19 protein-coding genes are annotated in these 19446 nt (G+C 64.8%); 9 read left to right on the top strand and 10 right to left on the bottom strand.

What is annotated here, in order from left to right; all coding sequences use genetic code 11:
• The first annotated feature begins 187 nt into the window (after positions 1-187).
• Complete coding sequence (locus ISP20_RS12050; RefSeq protein WP_204636341.1) at positions 188-883, top strand: response regulator; 696 nt, start codon at positions 188-190, stop codon at positions 881-883.
• 59 nt (positions 884-942) lie between these two features.
• Positions 943-1401 carry a glycine zipper domain-containing protein gene (locus ISP20_RS12045; RefSeq protein WP_204636340.1) on the top strand — a complete coding sequence of 153 codons (459 nt, stop codon included), beginning with the start codon at positions 943-945 and terminating at the stop codon, positions 1399-1401.
• Between the two features lie 40 nt (positions 1402-1441).
• Here the strand turns inward: ISP20_RS12045 and ISP20_RS12040 are convergent, their stop codons facing one another.
• From ISP20_RS12040 to ISP20_RS12030, 3 genes are all read right to left on the bottom strand, one after another.
• The gene (locus ISP20_RS12040; protein WP_239535746.1) at positions 1442-2623 is read right to left on the bottom strand and encodes a BamA/TamA family outer membrane protein; all 1182 of its coding nucleotides are present in this window, start codon (positions 2621-2623) and stop codon (positions 1442-1444) included.
• A gap of 64 nt (positions 2624-2687) precedes the next feature.
• A complete protein-coding gene (locus ISP20_RS12035; RefSeq protein WP_204636338.1) occupies positions 2688-3590 on the bottom strand; it encodes a DUF2950 domain-containing protein in 903 nt (300 codons plus the stop codon).
• A gap of 11 nt (positions 3591-3601) precedes the next feature.
• Positions 3602-5032, bottom strand: a complete 1431-nt coding sequence (locus ISP20_RS12030; RefSeq protein ID WP_239535744.1) for a DUF3300 domain-containing protein — start codon at positions 5030-5032, stop codon at positions 3602-3604.
• A gap of 235 nt (positions 5033-5267) precedes the next feature.
• Here ISP20_RS12030 and ISP20_RS12025 point away from each other — a divergent pair, with 235 nt between their 5' ends.
• The 3 genes from ISP20_RS12025 (at position 5268) to ISP20_RS12015 (ending at position 7633) form a co-directional block, all read left to right on the top strand.
• Entirely contained in the window at positions 5268-6116 is an 849-nt protein-coding gene (locus ISP20_RS12025) for a hypothetical protein (RefSeq protein WP_204636337.1), read from the top strand.
• 27 nt (positions 6117-6143) lie between these two features.
• Complete coding sequence (locus tag ISP20_RS12020; RefSeq protein WP_204636336.1) at positions 6144-7313, top strand: hypothetical protein; 1170 nt, start codon at positions 6144-6146, stop codon at positions 7311-7313.
• Between the two features lie 104 nt (positions 7314-7417).
• Positions 7418-7633, top strand: a complete 216-nt coding sequence (locus ISP20_RS12015) for a rubredoxin (protein WP_204636335.1) — start codon at positions 7418-7420, stop codon at positions 7631-7633.
• Between the two features lie 204 nt (positions 7634-7837).
• Here ISP20_RS12015 and ISP20_RS12010 read toward each other — a convergent pair whose 3' ends face one another.
• Both ISP20_RS12010 and ISP20_RS12005 read right to left on the bottom strand, forming a co-directional pair.
• Entirely contained in the window at positions 7838-8761 is a 924-nt protein-coding gene (locus ISP20_RS12010) for a DUF2950 family protein (protein WP_204636334.1), read from the bottom strand.
• 47 nt (positions 8762-8808) lie between these two features.
• On the bottom strand, positions 8809-10182 hold the full coding sequence (locus ISP20_RS12005; RefSeq protein WP_204636333.1) for a DUF3300 domain-containing protein: 1374 nt from the start codon (positions 10180-10182) through the stop codon (positions 8809-8811).
• 496 nt (positions 10183-10678) lie between these two features.
• On the opposite strand from ISP20_RS12005, the gene ISP20_RS12000 reads away from it, so the two are divergent.
• The gene (locus ISP20_RS12000) at positions 10679-11719 is read left to right on the top strand and encodes a helix-turn-helix domain-containing protein (protein ID WP_204636332.1); all 1041 of its coding nucleotides are present in this window, start codon (positions 10679-10681) and stop codon (positions 11717-11719) included.
• Positions 11720-11736: 17 nt separating this feature from the next.
• Here ISP20_RS12000 and ISP20_RS11995 read toward each other — a convergent pair whose 3' ends face one another.
• Positions 11737-13128 (bottom strand): aminotransferase-like domain-containing protein, encoded by a 1392-nt coding sequence (locus ISP20_RS11995; RefSeq protein ID WP_204636331.1) that lies wholly within the window; start codon positions 13126-13128, stop codon positions 11737-11739.
• Between the two features lie 178 nt (positions 13129-13306).
• Here ISP20_RS11995 and ISP20_RS11990 point away from each other — a divergent pair, with 178 nt between their 5' ends.
• The gene (locus ISP20_RS11990) at positions 13307-13687 is read left to right on the top strand and encodes a hypothetical protein (RefSeq protein WP_239535742.1); all 381 of its coding nucleotides are present in this window, start codon (positions 13307-13309) and stop codon (positions 13685-13687) included.
• Positions 13688-13692: 5 nt separating this feature from the next.
• Positions 13693-14904 (top strand): lipase family protein, encoded by a 1212-nt coding sequence (locus tag ISP20_RS11985; protein WP_204636330.1) that lies wholly within the window; start codon positions 13693-13695, stop codon positions 14902-14904.
• A 2-nt stretch (positions 14905-14906) separates the two neighbouring features.
• On the opposite strand, the gene ISP20_RS11980 is transcribed toward ISP20_RS11985, so the two are convergent.
• The 3 genes from ISP20_RS11980 to ISP20_RS11970 all read right to left on the bottom strand — a co-directional run bounded on the left by ISP20_RS11980 (position 14907) and on the right by ISP20_RS11970 (position 17877).
• Complete coding sequence (locus ISP20_RS11980) at positions 14907-15335, bottom strand: hypothetical protein (RefSeq protein ID WP_204636329.1); 429 nt, start codon at positions 15333-15335, stop codon at positions 14907-14909.
• Between the two features lie 3 nt (positions 15336-15338).
• Positions 15339-15665 carry an autorepressor SdpR family transcription factor gene (locus tag ISP20_RS11975; RefSeq protein WP_204636328.1) on the bottom strand — a complete coding sequence of 109 codons (327 nt, stop codon included), beginning with the start codon at positions 15663-15665 and terminating at the stop codon, positions 15339-15341.
• 142 nt (positions 15666-15807) lie between these two features.
• Positions 15808-17877 (bottom strand): alkaline phosphatase D family protein, encoded by a 2070-nt coding sequence (locus ISP20_RS11970; protein ID WP_239535740.1) that lies wholly within the window; start codon positions 17875-17877, stop codon positions 15808-15810.
• Positions 17878-18191: 314 nt separating this feature from the next.
• On the opposite strand from ISP20_RS11970, the gene ISP20_RS11965 reads away from it, so the two are divergent.
• A complete protein-coding gene (locus tag ISP20_RS11965; RefSeq protein WP_204636326.1) occupies positions 18192-19037 on the top strand; it encodes a class I SAM-dependent methyltransferase in 846 nt (281 codons plus the stop codon).
• 1 nt (position 19038) lies between these two features.
• On the opposite strand, the gene fosX is transcribed toward ISP20_RS11965, so the two are convergent.
• Positions 19039-19446: a FosX/FosE/FosI family fosfomycin resistance hydrolase gene (gene fosX, locus ISP20_RS11960; RefSeq protein ID WP_239535812.1), complete on the bottom strand. Its 408-nt coding sequence runs from the start codon at positions 19444-19446 to the stop codon at positions 19039-19041.

The following is a 19446-nucleotide window of genomic DNA, read 5'->3' as shown; positions in this document are numbered from 1 at the left end:
GATTGAGTCGATGCATATGGGTCAGCGCCGCTCAATGCAGCGGAAAAATCGCTCCGCAAGAGGCTTTTCAGGCCCCAATCCGTAGATTTACGGATGTCGTTTGAGTGAAAGTTCGCTTACCAAGCGGACCTCGAAAGCCCAAGCTGCAGCAGGCGCAAGCAGCGGCTTGGCAGGGGTCTGAGCGATCATGAAAGCGAACGCACGCATCGCTTCCAAAAGTACCCGCAAGCTTCGCGTGCTGCTGGCGGACGAGCACCGTTGCGTCGCCGAAGGCCTGGCAGGACTGCTCGCCAAGCGCACCAGTTCGGTTCGCCTGGTGCACGACGGCGAGGCGCTGATCGAGGCGGTGCTGGAAGGCCAGGTGGATCTGCTCATCACCGACATCGCCATGCCTCCCTTCAGCGCCCTGCAGGCGCTGCAACGATTGCGGCAACAAGGCAGCGACATTCCCGTGGTGGTGCTGTCCACCCACAGCGAGCCCTTGATCGTGCGCGAAGCGATGCAGGCGGGCGCCAACGGCTATGTGCTCAAGCAATCGCCCAGCAGCGAATTGTTCAATGCGATGGCCGAAGTGTGCGCGGGCAACCAGTTCATCAGCCCGCAGTTGATGGCCTCGCTGCTGGAAGCGCCCGAATCGCTGCATCGCCTCACCCGCCGCCAGCGCGAAGTGATCGAATCGATGGCCAAGGGAAAGCGGACCAGCGAAATCGCAGCCGAGCTGGGCATTTCGATACGTACCGTGGAAAGCCATCGCCAGTCGCTGCTCGACCTGCTGGGCGTGCACAGCGGCGTCGCGCTCATTCGCGAGGCGGAGCGTCTTGGACTGATTCCGGTCGCGCCGTACGAGCTGTATGTGGCCGCGGAGGACGAATCGTTGCACTAGCCCCGCTACCACGAGGCTGGCCCGGTCCGCCTCTTCTCACACCGTCAAAGGGAGCACACATGAACATCTCAAGCCTGCGGCACACCGGATGGGCGCTCGTCTTCATCGCTTCGGCGGCGGCGGCCCAGCAACTGCCCGCCACCTACCCGGCCAACGGACAGAACGCCAACCAGCAACAGGCCGACAAGAGCGCGTGCATGTCCTGGGCGCAGACCAATGCACCGACCCAGGCCGCGCCTCCGCCGCAAACGGGACCGGCGGTGGGCGGCGGCCAGCGCGTTGCCGGAGCCGCGCGTGGCGCCGCGGCAGGTGCGGTGATCGGCGGTGTGGCGAATGACGACGCGGGCCATGGCGCGGGTGTCGGCGCGACGGCCGGCGTGGTGGCCGGCGGCATGCGGGCACGCGAACAACGGCGACAGCAGAACGCGGCGTCGGCCGCCACGCAGAACCAGAACGCCGCCAACCTCGGCCAGGCCTACAGCGCCTGCATGAAGGGCAAGGGCTATACCGTCGGCTGAGCCGATGGGCGATGCCGGGCTGCGAGCCTCCTGGTGAGGCTCAGCGCCATGCGCTGCCCACCTGGATGTAATACGCGTGATCGCCTTCGCTCCAGGCCCAGTCGAGCCCGGCGTACAGCCCCAGCGTGCGTGAAATCAGATAGCGGAAGCCCACGCCTTCGGCCGTGTGGGTGCTCGCATCGCCAAAATCCAACGTTCGTCCCCATGCCTTGCCGGCGCCGCCGAAACCGAGCAAGGCCCAGCGCGGACGGAAGTTCCAGCGCAGTTCCGCTTCCAGCACGCCCACGTTCTGGTCCTGGTAGCGCCCATAGGCGATGCCGCGCAGGTCGATGGACGGCTGCTGATAGAACGGCACGTCGCCGCGTGCGGAACGGTAGTCCGCGCGCGTGCCCAACACCCAGTCGCGGCCCAGCGGGAAATAGCCGTAGGCGTGCGCGCGGTAACTCTGAAACGTGTTGTCGCTGCCGAATGCCGGCGAGTAAGGGGTCGCTTCCAAGCGCCATAACCAGCCCTTCGACGGCGTCAGCGTGTTGTCGCGCGAGTCGTAATCCAGCCCCAGCCCCAGACCGGATGCACGATGGGCGAAGTCCCTGGGCTGGAAGTATTGATCGTTGCTGCTGAGGTTGAGGCGGCTGTCGAGATCCATGTAGATCCATCGCACCGAAAGGAACAGATCGCTGTTCCCCAACCGGCGCGACACCTTCTGATAGGAAAAGATGCCGTCGAGGTTGTAGCCGATCTTGCGGGGCGCGAGCCGCAATCCCTGCGTGTAGTAATCGAGGTTGACGTTGATCTTGCCGACTGCGCCGGCGTACCGCCAGCGATCGTCCTTGAAGTGAAACGAGCCGCCAAGGCCGTAACCCCAGGTACCGTTTTCCGTCTTGAAGGCGGCTGCGCCATAGATGTCCGGCGGAATGCGCAACCCGCTTTCCTTGGAGGCTTCCGATTGTTTGGGCGCTTGGAAGAACACCGCCGCCAGTCCGCCGCCATTACCCACGGCGGGCTCGGTGATGATGATGGGTACCAGCAACGCGCCCTTGTGCTGCAGCAGCCAGCGCGACATGTCCAGCGCGCCGTCCTCGGGATCGCGGAAGTTGTTCCACCACGAGGTCGGCTTCTCATCGGGAGACTCGGGCACACGCTCCGGTGACAACGGAGTGGACGCCGCCTGCTTGCCGTCGGGTGCGGCCTGCGCGTGGAGATGTGCTGTGCCCAGCAGCATCCCCATCGCGATGAGCCAGCGTCCCGTCGTGAGGTGTGACCTCCTGACCGGCATGAAGCTTGGATCAGTTCGGTGCGGGGACGTCGACTTCCTTCCAGCTGCTGTCCGGGTCGAACGCCTTCATCGACTGCGCCGTCGTGGCGCCATTCTTGCCCAGGTCTTTTTCGAAGACCTGGCCGTCATGGCTGACCATGAAACTCATCACGCCGGTTTCGCCGTACTGCGCGGGCCAGGCGACCAGTGCGAAACCGTTGGTCATGCGCTTGCCGACCAGATAGTTGTACGCACCTCCCGGCGCGGACGCCCCTTGCGCGGTGAGGATGCGATAGTGATAGCCGTAGTAGCCCTGCCCCGGCACCACGTTGGCGAATTTCGGCCCGAGCGGACTCGGCGGCTCGTCGCCCGTCACCGGCCAATACAAACCGTCGTGCTTGCCGGACGTGCTGAGCAGGCGCTGCGCATACTGCAGCACCTTGTCGCCGTCGCGATCCTGCGAGGCGTAATCGCGTTGCGCGTCGTAGTAGGCAAGCAAGGCCTGTTCGACGGCGAGTTCGTTCTGCCCGATGTGGCGTGTGCGTATCTCCTGCTGCGCACCGGCCAGGTCGAAGTGCCAGCCGCCGCTTCCCTGCACCAGCGGCATCGGCAATACCCAGTTCTCCTTGCCCACATCCAGGTGTGCCTTGCCGTCGGCCGTGTCGATGCGATGGCTCTCGTCGTAGCGCTTCAGGAACAGGTCCACGTCGTCCTGATCGATGCCTTCGGTGGGTATGTAGTCTTTCCAGTTGCTGCCCAAGACCTTGGCCAGGGCGGCCTGGTCATGGTCGCGAACGGCCTGCACGAAGGCGCTGGCGGCGGCGTCGGCCGATGGATAGCTCGCCTGCTGAGCCAGGGCGGCGCCGCAAAGCACACAGCCAGCCCAGAACATCGTGCTCAAGGCCAGGCGACGGATCATGGGAGTGCGATTCATGGTCATGCTCCTCAACGACGACGGCCACCGCCACCCGCCCGGGCCGGCGCGGGTCGGGACATCTGCCGGCCGGCACCTGCGCCGGCGCCACGGGACTGCGACATCGAGCGCTGACTGGACTGCCCGCGATTCATTTGCGTATGCGCCGAACCTGGCGATTGCCCGCCGCTGAACGCGTTGTTGCGCGGTCCCTGCGATGCGCGATCGCCAGCGAAGTTGCCGCGCTGCTGCGCGCTCGCATTGCCTCGATTCTGTCCGCCCAGATCGCCGCGCCCCTGACCGCCGACGTTGCCCCGATCCGCGCCGAGGTTGCCTCGATCCACGCCTCCGGCAGCGCCCTGGCCACCACCAGGCCGGTTGCCGCCGGACGGACGATTGAGTGCCGCGCCCGTCTCGCCCGCACCGCGCCGCGCGGCCATCGACGAGCCGTTGCCGGTGGAGCGATCAAAGCTCTGCAATGCGCGCTGACGATTCGCATCGTTGCCGCGGAACGCCTCGCGCTGGTTGGCGCCACCCACGCCCTGCCCATAGCGCTCGCGACTGCCCTGATCGCGATAAGGCGTGCCGCGCCGATTGGACGGGTTGTGGTTCCAGGTCGCCCGGTTGTTGCCGTTGCCGCTGATGCGGTTGTTGACGTTGTTGATGTTGTTGTAACGGTTGACGTTGATGTCGACGTCGCCATGGCCCCAGTTGAAACCGCCCCACAGCGAGTTGACGGCGGCAACACCCACGCCGAAGGCAATGCCTGCTGCCAGGCCGGTGGCCACCGGATAGTAGTAGCCGGGCGGTGGCGGCCAATAAGGCGGCGGGTAGCTGGGATAGGCCCAGGTGCCGTAGACCACGGTCGGGTTATACGACGGTACGTACACCACTTCCGGATTGGCCGGCTCGATCTGGATCACCGTGGTGCTCGGCGCCGCAGCACTGGCTGGCGCCTGCTGCACCACCACCTTTTGCTGCTCGGTGGTCTTCAGGTTGCCGGCCTTCTGCGCCTGCGCGCGCAGACGCTGCACGGAGGCCATCACGTCGTCCGGCTGGGCAAGAAACGCATCGCCCATGTTCTGCACCCATTCGGGCTGCTGCTTCATTTGCGCGAGCACCTGGGGAAAAGCCACCAGCGACTGCACGCTGGGATCCCAGCTCTGGTTGGAGACCTGCTTCACTGCATCGTCGCCCTGCACCTTGGGATGCGCCGCAGACCACGCGGCGGCATCGGCCACGTTGCTCGGGTAGGTGCAGGCCATCAGCACCTGCGACAACAACGCGTCGGGATACAGCGCCACCGGTGCGAGCATCTGGTCGAGCTGCTGGTTGTTGTAGACCTTCTGCCCGGCAGGCGGTGCACTCTGCGTGCTTTGCGCAGCCACCGGGCCTGCGACCAGTACGCCCAACAGACACAGCAGGCCGAACCGTGCGAATCCGTGGATCCTCGTCGTCTTCATGGTGCCGCTCCCGTGCAGCTCACGCTTGCACCAGCTTGATACTTCGCGCGACGGATTGACCACTGCATTTATGCGCAAGCACGATCAGTAAAACTACTTATGCGCGCAGCTACGGGCTTGCCCGGCGAGTGGACTCGGTAGATTTACCGCGGACCGCTAGGTAGTAGTTCGCTGTGCCCCAGGCGTGCGCCGCACGACCATATCGCTCACCCGCCGATCCCTGAGGACAGTCATCATGCGCCGCATTGCGTTCCCGCGCTTTACGTTGACCCGCGCCGTCATGGCTGCTTCCTGCGTTGCGGCCCTGGCGGCTCCCCTGGCGAAGGCGGACACGCCCGACTATTGGGATGGCGACTGGCACGGCAGCATCCAGCCGTATGGATGGCTGCCGGGCATCAGCGCGGAGACGCGTTTTCAACTGCCCAACAACGGCGGCACGGTCAACCAGAAATCCGACAAGGACCTGTTCGACTACCTCAGTGGCGCTTTCATGATCGACGGTACCGTGCGCAAGGGAAACTGGGGCTTCTACGGCGATTTCGACTGGGTGAAGTTCTCCAACGAGAAAGGCCGCTTCACCAACATCGGCGGCGACCGCATCGGCGCCAGCGCCAATCTCGATACGCGCTGGGGCATCAAGGGCGGCATGGTGAACTTCGCCGGCCTCTACACCCTGGCGCACGGCCAACAGGGTTACATCGACCTGGTGTTCGGCGTGCGTTATCTATGGATCAAGGGCAACCTCGACTGGAATTTCAATCTCACCGGCAACGGTGGGCGCGTGGATATCGACAACAGCGGCCATCTGCACAACCAGACCCACGTCACCGACGGCATCGTAGGCATCCGCGGCCGCTGGTCGCCGTTTGAGGAAAGCAACTGGTTCTTTCCCTACTACGCCGACGTCGGCGCGGGCAGTTCGGACAACACCTATCAGTTGATGCTCGGCGTGGCCTACGGCTTTCACTGGGGCGATATCGCGCTCAACTATCGCGACGTGCAATACAACCAGGGCGACGACGACAAATTCCTCAAGCGCGTGCAGCTGAGCGGACCGGCACTCAGCTTCACCTGGCATTTCTGAGCATGGCGTGTCGCCGAAGCTAGGCGGATGACCGAACCCACTGCCAGCATCTTCGAAGAACCCAAGCACGTCGCCGTGCTTCGGCGGCTGCGCCTGATCAAGCCGGCGCATCGCGCCCAGGCCTTTCGCCGCGTGCTCATCGCGATGGCCTTCGCCTGGGTCCCGCTGGCCGTGCTTTGTGCGATGCAGGCGTTCGTTTCCGGACACCAGGAGTTGCTGCATGCGTTCTTCACCGATGTCGCGGTGCACGCGCGCTTTCTGCTGGCCGTGCCCATCCTGATTCTTTCCGAGTACATCATCCTGCCACGGCTGGACCTGACCGCGCAGCACTTCCTCACGTCCAAGATCATCGACGAAGCCGACCGCCAACGTTTCGACGACGCCGTCGCATCGACCCGGCGCCTGAGCCTGGGCGTATGGCCGTCGGCGACCATGACGTTCATCGTCTATGCGTTTGTGATCACCATCGTGCTGACGGTACATCAGGACGCGCTGCCGATCTGGCATTACGCGGCGGCATCGACACACCGCTCGCTGGCCGGCTGGTGGCACATGGTGATCAGCCTGCCGCTGTTGCTCGGGCTGCTGCTCAGCTGGGTATGGCGCGTGGGCGTGTGGACGCGCTTTCTTCATCAGGTCTCGCACATGGGGCTGCATCTGGTCGCCTCGCATCCCGACAAGGCCGGCGGCCTGCTGTTCGTGGCGTTCTCACCGAGGATGTTCACCCCGCTCGCGCTGGCCATCGGCATCATCACGGCGGGAACGTTCGCCAACGAGGTGATCCACTTCGGCTGGAACCCGATGGACCATCCTGCCACGCCGATCGCCACCGCCATCATGGTGGTGGTCATCTTTCTCGTTCCGCCGCTGGTCTTCGGGCGCATGTTGTTGATGGCGTGGCGGCGGGGAATCTTCGAGTACGGTGCGCTGGCCAGTCGCCTGGGCACGCAGTTCGAAAACAAATGGCTGGGGCCGGACCGGGTGGTCGATCCGGAGTCGCTGGAAAAGCCGGACTTCTCCTCGACCACCGATCTGTACGGCGTGACCGCGAACGTCTATTCCATGCGGCCCATCCTGTTCGACCCGCGGGCGGCGCTATCGCTGGCCGTGGCGGCACTGCTGCCGTTTGCGCCGATCTGGCTCTCGGTGATTCCAGCCAAGGTGATCCTCTCGCAATTGTTGAAGATGGTGATCTGATCGTTCGCCACCGTGCGTTCCGGCAAGGAACGTGCGGACGGGCAAATGCGCCCGCGCATGCTTCAGGAAAATTCCCGCCAACAGTCATCCGGGAGTTTCCCAGCATGAATCGCATCTACGTCGACGATGTGTTGTGCACTCGCTGCGGCCGCGTTTACGAAGCCAGCAGGGGGTGTCCGTCATCGGGCATTCCTGCGGGCACCGCTTGGGAGGCCGTTCCCGCCCATTGGCGCTGCCCGGATTGCGGTGCACGCAAATCATCGTTCGAATCGTTGGAATTGATCTACCAGCGGGCGCGCTGCGTCCTGAGCGGGTTCTGATCGCGGGCAAAGCGGTGCTGAAGACGTAAAGCGGGACGTTCGCGATGCACCACACTTCCCACTCTCCCCTCCGGTGAGAGGGTTGCGGTGAGGGACCCATCTTGCCTCATCGCCTCAACTGGATGGCTTTTGGCCGTCCAAACAACAACGACCCCGTCGGGCCGTTGTTGTTGGTGCTGCTGACCCGTCATGCGGGCATACTGATTATTCCGCCGGCGCCCACCCATCGCGCACGTCATAGGCTTTGATCGCCGCAGCAACCTGCTCCGTCGAGGGGCCCAGATTCTTTTCGTACAGCACGCCATCGCGATCGATCAGGAAGCTCATGAGGCCGGTGTCGCCGTACTTTGCCGGGGTGGCCAGGATGGCGAAGCCGCCGGTCATCTTGCCGTCGACCACGTAGCTCTTGCCGCTTTGCTGGGCATCGAGAATGCGGAACACGTAGCCGTCGAAGATCTGGCTGCCTTCGGCGCAGGTCGCGCATGCCTGCATGTCGCGCAGGTTGCCGAGCGGGCTTTCCATGTCGTCCTTCGCAGCATCCCAGTACAGGCCGTCATGCATGCCAGGCTTGCTGATGATGCGCGAGGTGTACTGGTGTTCGCGTTCCTTATAGTCCTCTTCCGCCAGCGCCATGGCATTGGCGGCATCCATGGCGAGCAGCTCATGGCTGCCGATGCGTCGCGCCTGGATCTCGTCGGTGCCGGCCAGACCGTCGAAGCGCCAGCCCAGGGCGCCGTCCTTCTTCAACGGGAAGGGATAGGCGTAGTTGTCGGCGCCGACGTAGAGAATCTCGCTGCCATCATCGAGCATTGCCCAGCGATGCATGGCGTCGTACTTGCGCACGAAGGCCTTCTGCGCACCGGCATCCTCGGTGACGTCGCCGCTGGAAAGCACGGAAGCGGCAGCGGGTCCGAGGATCGAGGCCACCGACGGATCGTCGCCGGCGCGCACGGCCGCCACCAGCGCCTGGCCGGCTTGCTCCGGCGTGCTGAAGTATTGCGGCATGGCTTGCGCGAAGACGGGGGCCGACTGGATCAGGCCAAGCGCCGCAGCCGTCGCCATGGCGAGGCCGCAGAGGAGACGCGGGCCAAGCGTGGCCGCGCGTGACTGGAAAATTGCCGTGGTCATGGTTTACCTGCGAATAGAGGGATGAAGGTGATTGGGATGACCGCGCCTCAACGGCGGCGGCCACCACCGCCGTGGAAGGACGGCATGCGTGCGTGCGCCATGCTGGCGTGACCGCGGAAGCTCTCCGCACGGCTGGACGCACCGTTGCCGCTCCAGGCCGAATGCGCGCGATTGCCGGCAAAGGAATTGAACCGACCATCGTCACCGCCGAACGCATGCGGCGCGGCTTCGGCGTCATGGCGATAGCCGTCGCCGTTCGCACCAAAGCCTTCGCGCGCCGCACCCATCGGTCCATAGCCGCCGTTCTTCCAAGTGTCGCCACCGTCGGCGGGATAGCGGTTGGCCATCCGGTTGTCGTAGTGCTGCATGGCCGGACTGCCGGGCGCCCACGGACCGGAACCGCGCGGGCCGTAGCCATCGTGGCGCCAGGTGTCGCCGCCATCGGCGGTGTAGCGATTGGCCAGGTAGTTGTCGTAGCGCTGCATGCGGGCGCTGCCGGGAGCCGGCGGCCCATAAGGATGCGGGCCATACGGCCATGGGCCGTGCGGGCGCGGGCCCCACGGGCGGTAACCGTTGTAGCTGTAGTGGTTGCCGTGCCAGATGTTGTTGTTGATGTAGGTGGTGTGGTTGTAGATCACCGTGCCGCCACCGCCCCAGTTGACGTTCCACGCATTGAAGCCCCAGTGGAAACCGCCGCCGCCGCCGACGATGCCGATGCCGGCGCTGAAACCCGCGCCGATGAACACGCCGCCGCCGAAGGTGATCACCGGCGACGGCGCCACGAACACCGGCCGGTAATACGGCACCACATACGGCACGCCATAGACCACGGCCGGGTTGTACTGCGGCACGTACACCACCTGCGGATTCGCCGGCTGGATCACGATGGTCTGCGGCGACTGCTGCACCACGTTGATCTGCTGCGTCGACTTCAGCGTGCCTGCCGCCTGCGCCTTCGCACGCATGGCCTGCACGGCCACCATCACGTCGGTGGGCTGGTTGTGATAAGCCTCGCCCAGGCTGGAGGTCCAGGAAAGATTCTGCGCCAGGTCCGACAACACGCTGGGAAACTGGGTGAGCGCCTTGACGCTCGGGTCCCACGTCTGTGCATTCACGGCCGACGACAACGCCGTGCCGGTGAGATCGCCGTGCCCGCTCAACCAGTCCTGCGCGATCGACACCTGGTCGGGAAAGGTCGCGGCGTTGAGGCACTGGGCCACCAGCGCGTCGGGATACAAGGCGATCGGGGCGACCAGCGAATCGAGCTGGCTGGAGGTCATCGGCGCGCTTGCCGGCGCGCCCGGCGGCATGGCCTGGGCGGAAGACGTGGCATCGTCGGCTGCCGACGGCAGGCTGGCGACGGCCAGTCCGACCGCACACGCCAGCGCGGTCAGTGCATGGGTGGTGCTCTTGCTGATCATGTGCAATTCCCGAGGAAGTGAACGATTCCGCCGGTCGAGGCAACGAGCGCGCCGCTGCGGATGGCGTGCAGTCTTCCAGCGGTCCCGCCCGGACGCTTTCCGGAACGCACCCGCTTTTTTGGCTACGCAGGATTCATTTCGAAATCGCACGGTCGCGTTGCTTGCGGATGCCTTTCCAGACCCTGCAGGCCCCGCTGACGCACTTGGCTGCCGCACCGCTGCTAGTCCCCGGTGAACAGCCGCCCACCCGTTCCATACATACAATTTTCAAGGCTTTGCCTGGCCATTCTTATTCGTATGCAACGCTCATATCCCTGCCATTTATGGGCTTTAGCCAACTAAAACAGACGCTTGAGCGGAACCGGCATAGGCCGAATTTCGAGTTGACTTCGCAAAATTGTATGCATACGATGCGCACCTTCTCGCAACATTGATCCAATCAATGTCGCGGGACATGCAGGGGTTCCGTTGCTTGTCCATCTTGGGAGCAGGACAGATGCATCCGATCTACACACAGAGGGCGCCGCTCAGTTCCGGTCGCCACCGACATTCACGCCATCCGGCGACCTCCGCCACCCGTCATGCGCTGGCCGTCCATGGCGAACGCGCCTGGCGCCAGCCCGATCTCGACCTCGAGCAGGCCGGTCAGCCGGTGGTCGCTTCGCACTGGGCCGATCACCGCGCGACGCCGCGCGAGCACACGGCGCAGAGTCCACGCGGCTACTACGTGGCCAGCATCTTCATGCGCTCCACCCAGCTGGCGCTGAGCGCCGATGCCCATGACGTGCATCGCGGCGAATGGCGTGCCGGCAGCTTCCATATGAGCGCGCCGGGCCAGCAGCTGCGTGCGCGCTTCGAGTCGCCGTGCGACATCCTGCATCTGCATCTGTCCGAGGCTTTCGTGCGCCGCATGGCCCTCGCGGCGGACTCGTTGCATTTGATGGCGGCACCGACGCCGGTGCATGTGGCGCAGGACAGCGTGATCGAACAACTGGCGCGCGCCCTGCTCGCCGCCGACGACAAGATGTGTGGCCGCGAATACGCCGAGCGCGTCGCCGCGCCCATCGTCACCCGCTACTTCCACCTGTTGTCGCAGGCCCATCTGAACAGCAACGAGCCCCGCCGCATCGCGCTCCCCCGCTGGCGGCTGCAGCGCGTGCACGATTACGTGAAGGCGAACCTGGGCAGCTCCGTGACGTTGTCGGACATGGCCGCGGCGGCAGGTTTGTCACCGATGCACTTTGCCGCGCAGTTTCGCGTGGCCACCGGCCAGCGTCCGCACGATTACCTGCTCCAGTGCCGCATCGATCGTGCGAAGACCTTGCTGGCGACCAGCAACCGCACGCTGATCGATGTGACGCTCGAAGTCGGCTTCTGCACGCAGGCCCATTTCACCACGGTGTTCAAGCGCTTTACCGGCACTACGCCGAACCTGTGGCGCCGGAACAACTTCCATCCGTTGTCGACGGAACCAGGCAGCGCCGAGGCGTCGCACGCCGGCGCCAGCGTGCATAGCTTGCACGCATCGACCATGTAAGCACGCTGCGGCGACCGTCAGACGACGGTCGAGGACATCATCGGCAGTTGCGTCAGCAAATCGGCAGCCATGCCCAAGCCGCTCCGCAATTGTTCGCGCGTCGCCGACGCGCCCAGCGCAATACGCACCGCTTCGGGTGAGCTGCCCACGCTGAACGCCTCGCGCCCCACGATGCCCATGCCGGCATTGCGCAGACCGCCCACGAATTCGCCGCTGGTCCAGGGCTCGGGCAAGCGCAGCCAGAGATGAAAACCTTCTTCGGGCATCACCAGCTGCGAGCGTGGCAACATGCGCGCGGCAATCGCCAGGCGTTCTTTCGCTTCCGCGCGGATCGCCTGTACCACCCGCTCGGCCGTGCCTTCCTCGATCCAGCGCGAGGTGACCGCCGCGCTCAACGAGGACACCGTACCGGAGGTGGCGCGCATCACCGAGGTGAGGCGTGCGGCGGACCACGCGTCGGGGGTCAGCACATAGGCCACCACCAGCGCCGGTGACAGGCATTTGGAAAGACCGGCGATGTGATAAGTGAGGTTCGGCGCCAGCGCGGCCAGTGGCGTGGGCGCCTCGGTCGGCAGCGAGCCGTAGTCGTCGTCTTCGATGATCGGCAGGTTGTGCCGCTGCATCACCGCGGCCACCGCCTCGCGCCGTGCCAACGGCATGGTGATGGTGGTCGGGTTGTGCAGCGTGGGCATGCAGTAGAAGGCTTTGGGCGCTTCCGACTGGCAGACCGCATCGAGCGCCTGCGGGTCGACGCCGTGTTCGTCCATCGGTACCGGCACCAGGCGAATGCGCAACAGCGCGGCCAGTGCACGTACGCCGGGATAGGTGAGCGCCTCCACCGCCAGCGTATCGCCGGGTGAAAGCAACATGCTCAATACCGAGTGCAGACCGCCCTGCAAGCCGGCGGTCACCAGTACGCGGTCGGCGGCGATAGCCGGGATGCGCGAGGCCAGCCAGCGTGCGCCCACCTCGCGGTCATGCGCCGTGCCGCCGGGCGGCTGATAACGCATCAGCAGATCGGGGCCGCGCTCTTCCACGCTGCGCAGGCCCTGCCACATGCGGGCCAGCAACGCGGGATCGTTGAATTCCGGCGGATGATTCATGCTCATCTCGACCGCACCCACCGTCACCGTGCGCGGCGGCGGCAGCGGCCGCTTGCGCACGAAGGTGCCGCGGCCCACTTCCGCATCCACCAGCTCGCGCCTGGCCGCTTCGGCATATGCGCGAGTCACCGTGGTGAAGTCGATGCCCAGCCATTCCGCCAGCGCTCGCATGGGTGGCAGGCGGTCGCCCGGTGCCAGCCGGCCGGCTTCGATGTCCTCGCCAATCGCATCGGCGATGGCCAGGTACATCGGGCCGCGATTGGCCGGCAAACGGGGTTTCCAGCTCAGTGGGCGGGTCTTGGCCATCGGCCTTTCGCAATGTATGGATGCATTGTTGCATTGTATGCATGCCGCGGGACAAGTCCACCCCGGGACAAGGCTGGCTCCCGCACCGTTCGATTTGGAAAGACCCCCTGCAAACCGGCAATGGCCCTGCCCGGCCGGTCGGCACAATGCGTCGCCATCACCCATGGCAGCGATACCCATGAACACGCTACGACGCAGGCTCCCTTATGCCGTGACCGCACTCGAGCAGCGCGATGCGCGCCGCCGTGCGCTCGACGACGATATCTGCGTGCACATCTTCACCTCTTCGTCGGTGATGGTCGGCGTCTGCCTGACCGTGGTCGGCATTCTTCGCGTGGTGGTGACGCTGCGCAGCGAGGACGTGCTGGGCGACGACCTGCTGACCATCAACACGATGGTCTACCTGGCGTCCGCCTTCCTTTCCTATTGGGCGCTGCGCACGCGCAGCGTCAAGCGCAATCATCGGCTCGAATACACCGCCGACGGCGTGTTCCTGGTCGGCATGGTGTTCACCGTGATCAACACGGCGTTCATCACCTGGGCGATGACGGTGGGTTGACGAACATGGCGCACCGTCGAGGAAAAATCGCCACCGCCGTGGCGCTGTGCGTGCTCGGCATCGCCGGCCTGTCGATGTGGAGCGGCGCCGGCGTGCGTGACGCCCGCGCCGACGCCGCGCTCTACAGCATCGACGACGCGCAGGCGAACGGCGCGCCCGGCTCGATCATCCGGGTCGAACCCATGGACGGCGCGCCGCTCGGTGCCAGCGCGTATCGCGTGCTGTACCGCTCCATCGGCGTGCATGGCGAGCCCATCGCGGTATCGGGCGTGATCGTGATCCCAGCCGGGCCCGCACCGGCCAGCGGACGTCCCGTGGTGGCCTGGGCTCATCCGACCACCGGCGTCGTGCCCCGTTGCGCGCCTTCCGAAGGGCGATTCGTCTTCCAGACCATGATGGGACTGCGTGACATGGTGCGCCATGGCTACATCGTGGCGGCCACCGACTATCCCGGACTCGGCACCGCAGGCCCGCACCCGTATCTGGTCGGCGCCAGCGAGGCGCATGCCGTGATCGACATCGTGCGGGCGGCGCATGAACTGCCCGGCGCCGATGCCAGCGCCGACTATGCCGTCTGGGGCCATTCGCAAGGCGGCCAGGCGGCACTGTTCACCGGCATGTTGAGCAAGCGCTATGCGCCGGCCTTGAACCTGGTCGGCGTCGCCGCCGCTGCACCGGCGGCGGACCTGAAAACCCTGCTGCGCGACGACGCCGACACCGACGGCGGTCGCAACGTCACCGCGATGACCTTGTGGTCGTGGCAACGCGTATTCGGCGCGCCCATCGACCAGGTCGTGGAACCTGCAGCCATGCCCGCGGTGGATGCGCTGTCCAACGAATGCATCGAATCACCGCTGGACATGGTGGAGCGCAACTATTCGCAACGCCCGCTGCGGCAGCAGTTCCTCTCGGTGAAGGACATCACCACCATCGAACCGTGGAAGTCGCTGCTAGAACAGAACGAAGCCGGCACGCTGCCGCCGGAACTGCCGGTCTTCATCGCGCAAGGAGCGGCTGACCGCCTGGTGCTTCCCGCCGTGACGCAGGCCTACGTGCAACGTCTTTGCGAGGCGGGCAGCCGCGTCGATTATGTGGAGCTGCCAGGCGTCCATCACGGCTTCATCGGCAGCGACAGCGCGGTGCAGGCGGTGGATTGGATGGCCGACCGGTTCGAAGGCAAGCCCGCGCCGGACAGTTGTGCACGCGCTCCACGCTAACCTCAGCTCGTCTTCGATGTATGGCCACCCGCCGCCTTCCACACCAGGTAGCCGAGCGAAATCGCGATAGCGGCGATGACGACCGCCACCGAAGCGATGCTTGCGATCTGCTGGGGAGCGAAGATCCACAGCACGGACCAAATCAGGAAAGCCAAGGTCATGGTCCAGCTGGTGACGCGCCTCACCGCCTGCGCCAGGGTTGCATGACGGAGCGAGCGCGGCGGCGGTCCGTACATCTTCGGAAGAAGGTTGGAGTAAGCGGCAAAGCCAAGACCGAGAACGATGTTGAACGCACGCACGACCTGCGTTTGATCGATCCATCCCTGCCTGCGGGCCAGTGCCAGCAGCAAGGCGACGACGATCATCGATGCTCCCAATTTGAGGCCCAGGACGATGTCCTGCCGGATACGGCGACTGGAATGCTCGCTCATGGATCAGCTCCTTCGCGGTTGTTTTCTGGGTTGGCCGTTGCCGGCCGGCTTCGTTGCCGCGCGTTCGACCGCACCGATGCCGAACAACTGGCTAAAGCTCAGCAGCGCGTCTTCCAGCACCGACAACTTCAACTGATAGAGGATGGTGGTGCCGATCTTGTTGGACTCGATCAGGTCGGCCTCGCGCAGCACGGCAAAGTGCGCGGACATGGTCGGCCGCGAAACCGGGAAATGCTCCGACAGTTCGCCAGCGCTCATCGGACGCTGACGAAGCAACTCCAGCACCTTGCGGCGGGTGGGATCGGCCAAGGCCTTGAAGACGTTGTTCATGGAAATGATATTTAGCTAAATATCTAAATAAAAGCAAGTGAAATTTCGACGATTGGCTAAATTAGTGTCGACCTCGCCCCGCATGCTGGCATCGCGAGCGGCCACCGGGGTGCATTCCGGCAGCCGACTCAGCCGTGACGGATCAAATCGAGAACGGCGCATCGCCCTCGAGCATGCGTTGTTCCAGCCGCGGCGACTCGCCCTTCTCCCATAGCGGCACACGATGCTGCACGCGATAGACCAAGGCGCCACCGTCCTCGCGATCGCTGCGCTCGATCGGCCGTGGCAGGCAGACGAACTCCGTTTCGAGCATGTCGCTCGATGCGTGCACGACCGCATAGCCGTGGCCGCCCATATCGACGAAGCTCAGATGCGGCGCATTGTCGGGATTGCTCGCCGCCCGTGCCTTCGCCAGATCACCGCTGTGCGCGTACTCGAGGCAGGAGCGAACGCCATGGCGCAGCAGCATATTGACGGCTGGCTCGGGTTTGGCCGCGCCCTGCCTGTCGGCGAGGAACAGCGGACGCAACGGATGATCCTTGGGAAAGCCATGCTCGATCGCTTCGACCATGCCGGGAGCGGAAATCGAGCCGACCACGAACGCGACGCCCACCGGTTCGAATGCATTGGGCGGCAACGCCTTGGCGGCCAGGCCGGCCCAGAAACTGTGTCGATCGCCGGCTACGGTGGCGAATCCGGTAATGCCTTCGCGCGCCACGAAGTCGTAGATTTCGGCGCGCTCGACATAGGCACTGCTGTGATCGCCGCCGCCAAAGCCTGCGTAACCGGCACCCGGCCACGGCTTGGTCAAACCCTTGGGCAGGTTCTGCGGATCGGCGCGCATATCCAGCGTGGCGGTGGTATTGCCCCAGACCTTCCACGTAGCGTTGGATGCCTTCAGCTGCTGCAGGAACCAGCTTTTCTGCGTGGCACCCAGAATGGTTTGCGCGGGCGTCTCGCGCCTGAAATTGGCCACCTGCTGATCGCCGTAGCGGATCGATTCGGGTGGCTTGCCATGGTTGTAGCTGCGGCCGGCGTCGAGAATCTCCTGTACTTCCTGGGGAATGAAATCCGGGAAATCCTTGCTTGAAAAAACCTTCGCCTCCGGCCGGTCCATCGGCTCTTCCGAGCGATAGCTGCGCTGATCGGTGATGACCAGCTCCACATGCCTGCCCCAGCGCAACGACCGATAGCCGGTGAGGCTGGCCAACGCTGCCAGGTTGTTCGCTTCCTGGCCCAGTCCCGCGTCATCGAAATGCTCGATCGGCGTATCGGTCACGCGAGGCGGCGCGAACCATTCCAGCGAGCCGCCGGTGGTCTTGACGCGGGCGGGATGAAATTCGAACCACGCCTGGTTGGCGGCGACCTTGCGGGTCTGCGCCGGATGGGTCTGGCCGTCGAATTTCTGCAGGCTCTGCCAGCCCAGCCAACTGAATTCGTGGTTGTCCCAGATCGGTACGAAGGGGAAACGCGCCCGCGCATCCTGCAGATCGGGATCGTGGAGATAGGCGCGATAGATCGAGCGATAGTCGTCCACCGTGGTCGGCACATGGAAGTCGCCGTGCTTCTCGCCATGCGCATAACGCACGACGTCGCGAATGTGGCGGTCATACATGCCTTGCGGGCGGTCTTCCGGATACCAGACGATCTCGTAGATGAAATCGCCCAGATGCAGTACGAAGCCGAGGCGATCCTCGGGAGCAGCTCGCTCGTCTTCGTAGATCATCCGGCGATAGGCATTCTGCGCGCCCATATTGGCGTTCTGGCAGGAGACGAATGCGAAGCGCACTGGACGCGTATCGCCCTCTTCCGGCGCGGTCAGGGTACGGCCGATGCGGCTGCCGTTGCCTTCGTTGTCGGTGAAGCGATACCAGTACTCGCGGGCCGGTTTCAGTCCGCCGATCAACACCCGGCAGGTCCAGTCCGACTCGATGGAAACCTTCGCCTTGCCGGTGGCCACCACGCGCTCGAACGCCGCGTCTTCGGCCACTTCCACCTGCAACGACCAGCGTTTGCGCGGATCGGTGGAGGGATAGCGGGTCCACAGCATGACGCTATCGGGGTTGGGATCGCCCGACGCGACGCCTTCGGGATAGCGCTCCCGGCATTCGCGCCACGCCACCTTCGACTTCGCAAAACCTGGCCTGCTCCAGATGGCAGCCGCACCGAGCGCAGCCGCCGCCGCGAGAAACTGACGTCGAGTAAGTTGCATCACTGTGTCCCGATAGGTGCCGCAACCGGCACGCCCCAGCGCATATCGAGCCACTGCCCGGGACCATGCCAACGCAAAGTCCGATGGACGTCCCGATATGGAACAACGCCGCAGGATAGCCAGCGGGGGCGCCAGCGACCCGTGTCGATGGACACATGACTAATGACAGGTCACGGCTCGCTGCCTCGGCAGTATTCCTGGCCGACATTTGCCGCTAGCGTGGCGGCTGCACGCCCGCAGGCCGTTGCACTGGCGCGAGGCAGGTTTGACGCGTATTCATCCGCCATGGCACTGCCCTATTCATGCGTGAACCTATGACTGGATCGGCCACCGCAACGGGACTGCTTGGCGACACGCCATCGCGCGACTACGCCGGCAAGCTCCGGCGGTTCAATGCGTTTGCCGAACCGGAAATTCGCCAGGCCATGGCGAGCCTCGCCTTGAAGCCCGACATGCGCGTGCTCGACGCGGGCTGCGGCACCGGTGAGGCACTGCGCTGGCTCGCCGACGAAGTGGGCCCGGAGGGCGCCGTCATCGGCATGGACCTGTCAGTGCCGCACCTGAAGGCGGCCCACTTGATCGCACCGGAGAACGGAGCACTGGTGCTGCAGGGAAACATGCTCGATCCGCCGATCGCCCCCGCCAGCGTCGACCTGGTCTGGTCGGTCAACGCGATCAACCATCTTCGTTCGCCCGCCGCCGGCCTCGACGCCCTGCTCGCGCTGATCCGCCCTGGCGGTCGGCTGGCGCTCGGCCAGAGTGCGCTGTTGCCCGATATGGTCTTTGCCTGGGATTCGCGCCTTGAGCGCCTGGTCAACGAGGCCGTCCGGCAGTACTACCGCGATCGCTACCGACTCGACGAACGCGAGCTGACCTGGATTCGCGCCATCGTGGGTCTGCTGCGGCAGGCAGGGCTGAGGCAGGTGCATGTACGCACTTTCATGATCGAACGCGTCGCGCCCTTGCGGGTCGAAGACGAAAACTATCTGGTGGAAGCGATCTTCCGCGGCACCTGGGGAGATCGGCTGCAGCCGTATCTATCGGACAGCGACTACGAAGAGATGATGCGTCTGTGCGATCCACAACATCCCGACTTCGCCTTGCGCCGTCCCGATTTCCACTTCCTGCAGAGCTTTACCCTGGCGGTCGGCCATCTCTGAATCAGCACGCGAGCCGATAGCGCGCCAGTCGCTCTTCCAGGCTTCCCGTGTGCAGTTCGAACAGATGATTGTCGAAATCGTAGAAGTACAGCGAGGCACCCTCGCCTTCCACCCTGGCCCGGGGCGGCTTGATCTCCACGCCCAGCGCGCGCAGCCGTTGCTCGAACTCCGGCAACGCTTGCGCGGACACCTTGAACGCCAGGTGCCGGTAGCTGCGCTCCCCGAGTGGCTCGCCCTCCATGGCGGCGATCCACACGCCGCCGAGCACGAAGAATTTTTCCCGCGAAGTGGAGAAGTTGCGGCCCAGGCTGTCGTAGACCTCCTCTGCCCCGAGTCCCTCGCATAGAAACGTCGCCATCCTGTCCAGATCGCGGACAACGAAGGTCACATGGCTTATGCCTTCGATCAT

It is taken from the genome of Dyella kyungheensis (assembly GCF_016905005.1).
In the GTDB taxonomy this organism is placed as follows: domain Bacteria; phylum Pseudomonadota; class Gammaproteobacteria; order Xanthomonadales; family Rhodanobacteraceae; genus Dyella; species Dyella kyungheensis.
Note: the sequence above shows the minus strand (reverse complement) of the source record. Positions and strands in the feature narration are given on the sequence as shown.

Excerpts from the sequence above, each read along its gene's own strand:
- ISP20_RS12050 (WP_204636341.1), top strand. The coding sequence starts at position 188 with ATGAAAGCGAACGCACGCATCGCTTCCAAAAGTACCCGCAAGCTTCGC.
- ISP20_RS12045 (WP_204636340.1), top strand. The coding sequence starts at position 943 with ATGAACATCTCAAGCCTGCGGCACACCGGATGGGCGCTCGTCTTCATC.
- ISP20_RS12040 (WP_239535746.1), bottom strand. The coding sequence starts at position 2,623 with ATGCTGCTGGGCACAGCACATCTCCACGCGCAGGCCGCACCCGACGGC.
- ISP20_RS12035 (WP_204636338.1), bottom strand. The coding sequence starts at position 3,590 with ATGAATCGCACTCCCATGATCCGTCGCCTGGCCTTGAGCACGATGTTC.
- ISP20_RS12030 (WP_239535744.1), bottom strand. The coding sequence starts at position 5,032 with ATGAAGACGACGAGGATCCACGGATTCGCACGGTTCGGCCTGCTGTGT.
- ISP20_RS12025 (WP_204636337.1), top strand. The coding sequence starts at position 5,268 with ATGCGCCGCATTGCGTTCCCGCGCTTTACGTTGACCCGCGCCGTCATG.
- ISP20_RS12020 (WP_204636336.1), top strand. The coding sequence starts at position 6,144 with ATGACCGAACCCACTGCCAGCATCTTCGAAGAACCCAAGCACGTCGCC.
- ISP20_RS12015 (WP_204636335.1), top strand. The coding sequence starts at position 7,418 with ATGAATCGCATCTACGTCGACGATGTGTTGTGCACTCGCTGCGGCCGC.
- ISP20_RS12010 (WP_204636334.1), bottom strand. The coding sequence starts at position 8,761 with ATGACCACGGCAATTTTCCAGTCACGCGCGGCCACGCTTGGCCCGCGT.
- ISP20_RS12005 (WP_204636333.1), bottom strand. The coding sequence starts at position 10,182 with ATGATCAGCAAGAGCACCACCCATGCACTGACCGCGCTGGCGTGTGCG.
- ISP20_RS12000 (WP_204636332.1), top strand. The coding sequence starts at position 10,679 with ATGCATCCGATCTACACACAGAGGGCGCCGCTCAGTTCCGGTCGCCAC.
- ISP20_RS11995 (WP_204636331.1), bottom strand. The coding sequence starts at position 13,128 with ATGGCCAAGACCCGCCCACTGAGCTGGAAACCCCGTTTGCCGGCCAAT.
- ISP20_RS11990 (WP_239535742.1), top strand. The coding sequence starts at position 13,307 with ATGAACACGCTACGACGCAGGCTCCCTTATGCCGTGACCGCACTCGAG.
- ISP20_RS11985 (WP_204636330.1), top strand. The coding sequence starts at position 13,693 with ATGGCGCACCGTCGAGGAAAAATCGCCACCGCCGTGGCGCTGTGCGTG.
- ISP20_RS11980 (WP_204636329.1), bottom strand. The coding sequence starts at position 15,335 with ATGAGCGAGCATTCCAGTCGCCGTATCCGGCAGGACATCGTCCTGGGC.
- ISP20_RS11975 (WP_204636328.1), bottom strand. The coding sequence starts at position 15,665 with ATGAACAACGTCTTCAAGGCCTTGGCCGATCCCACCCGCCGCAAGGTG.
- ISP20_RS11970 (WP_239535740.1), bottom strand. The coding sequence starts at position 17,877 with ATGCAACTTACTCGACGTCAGTTTCTCGCGGCGGCGGCTGCGCTCGGT.
- ISP20_RS11965 (WP_204636326.1), top strand. The coding sequence starts at position 18,192 with ATGACTGGATCGGCCACCGCAACGGGACTGCTTGGCGACACGCCATCG.
- fosX (WP_239535812.1), bottom strand. The coding sequence starts at position 19,446 with ATGATCGAAGGCATAAGCCATGTGACCTTCGTTGTCCGCGATCTGGAC.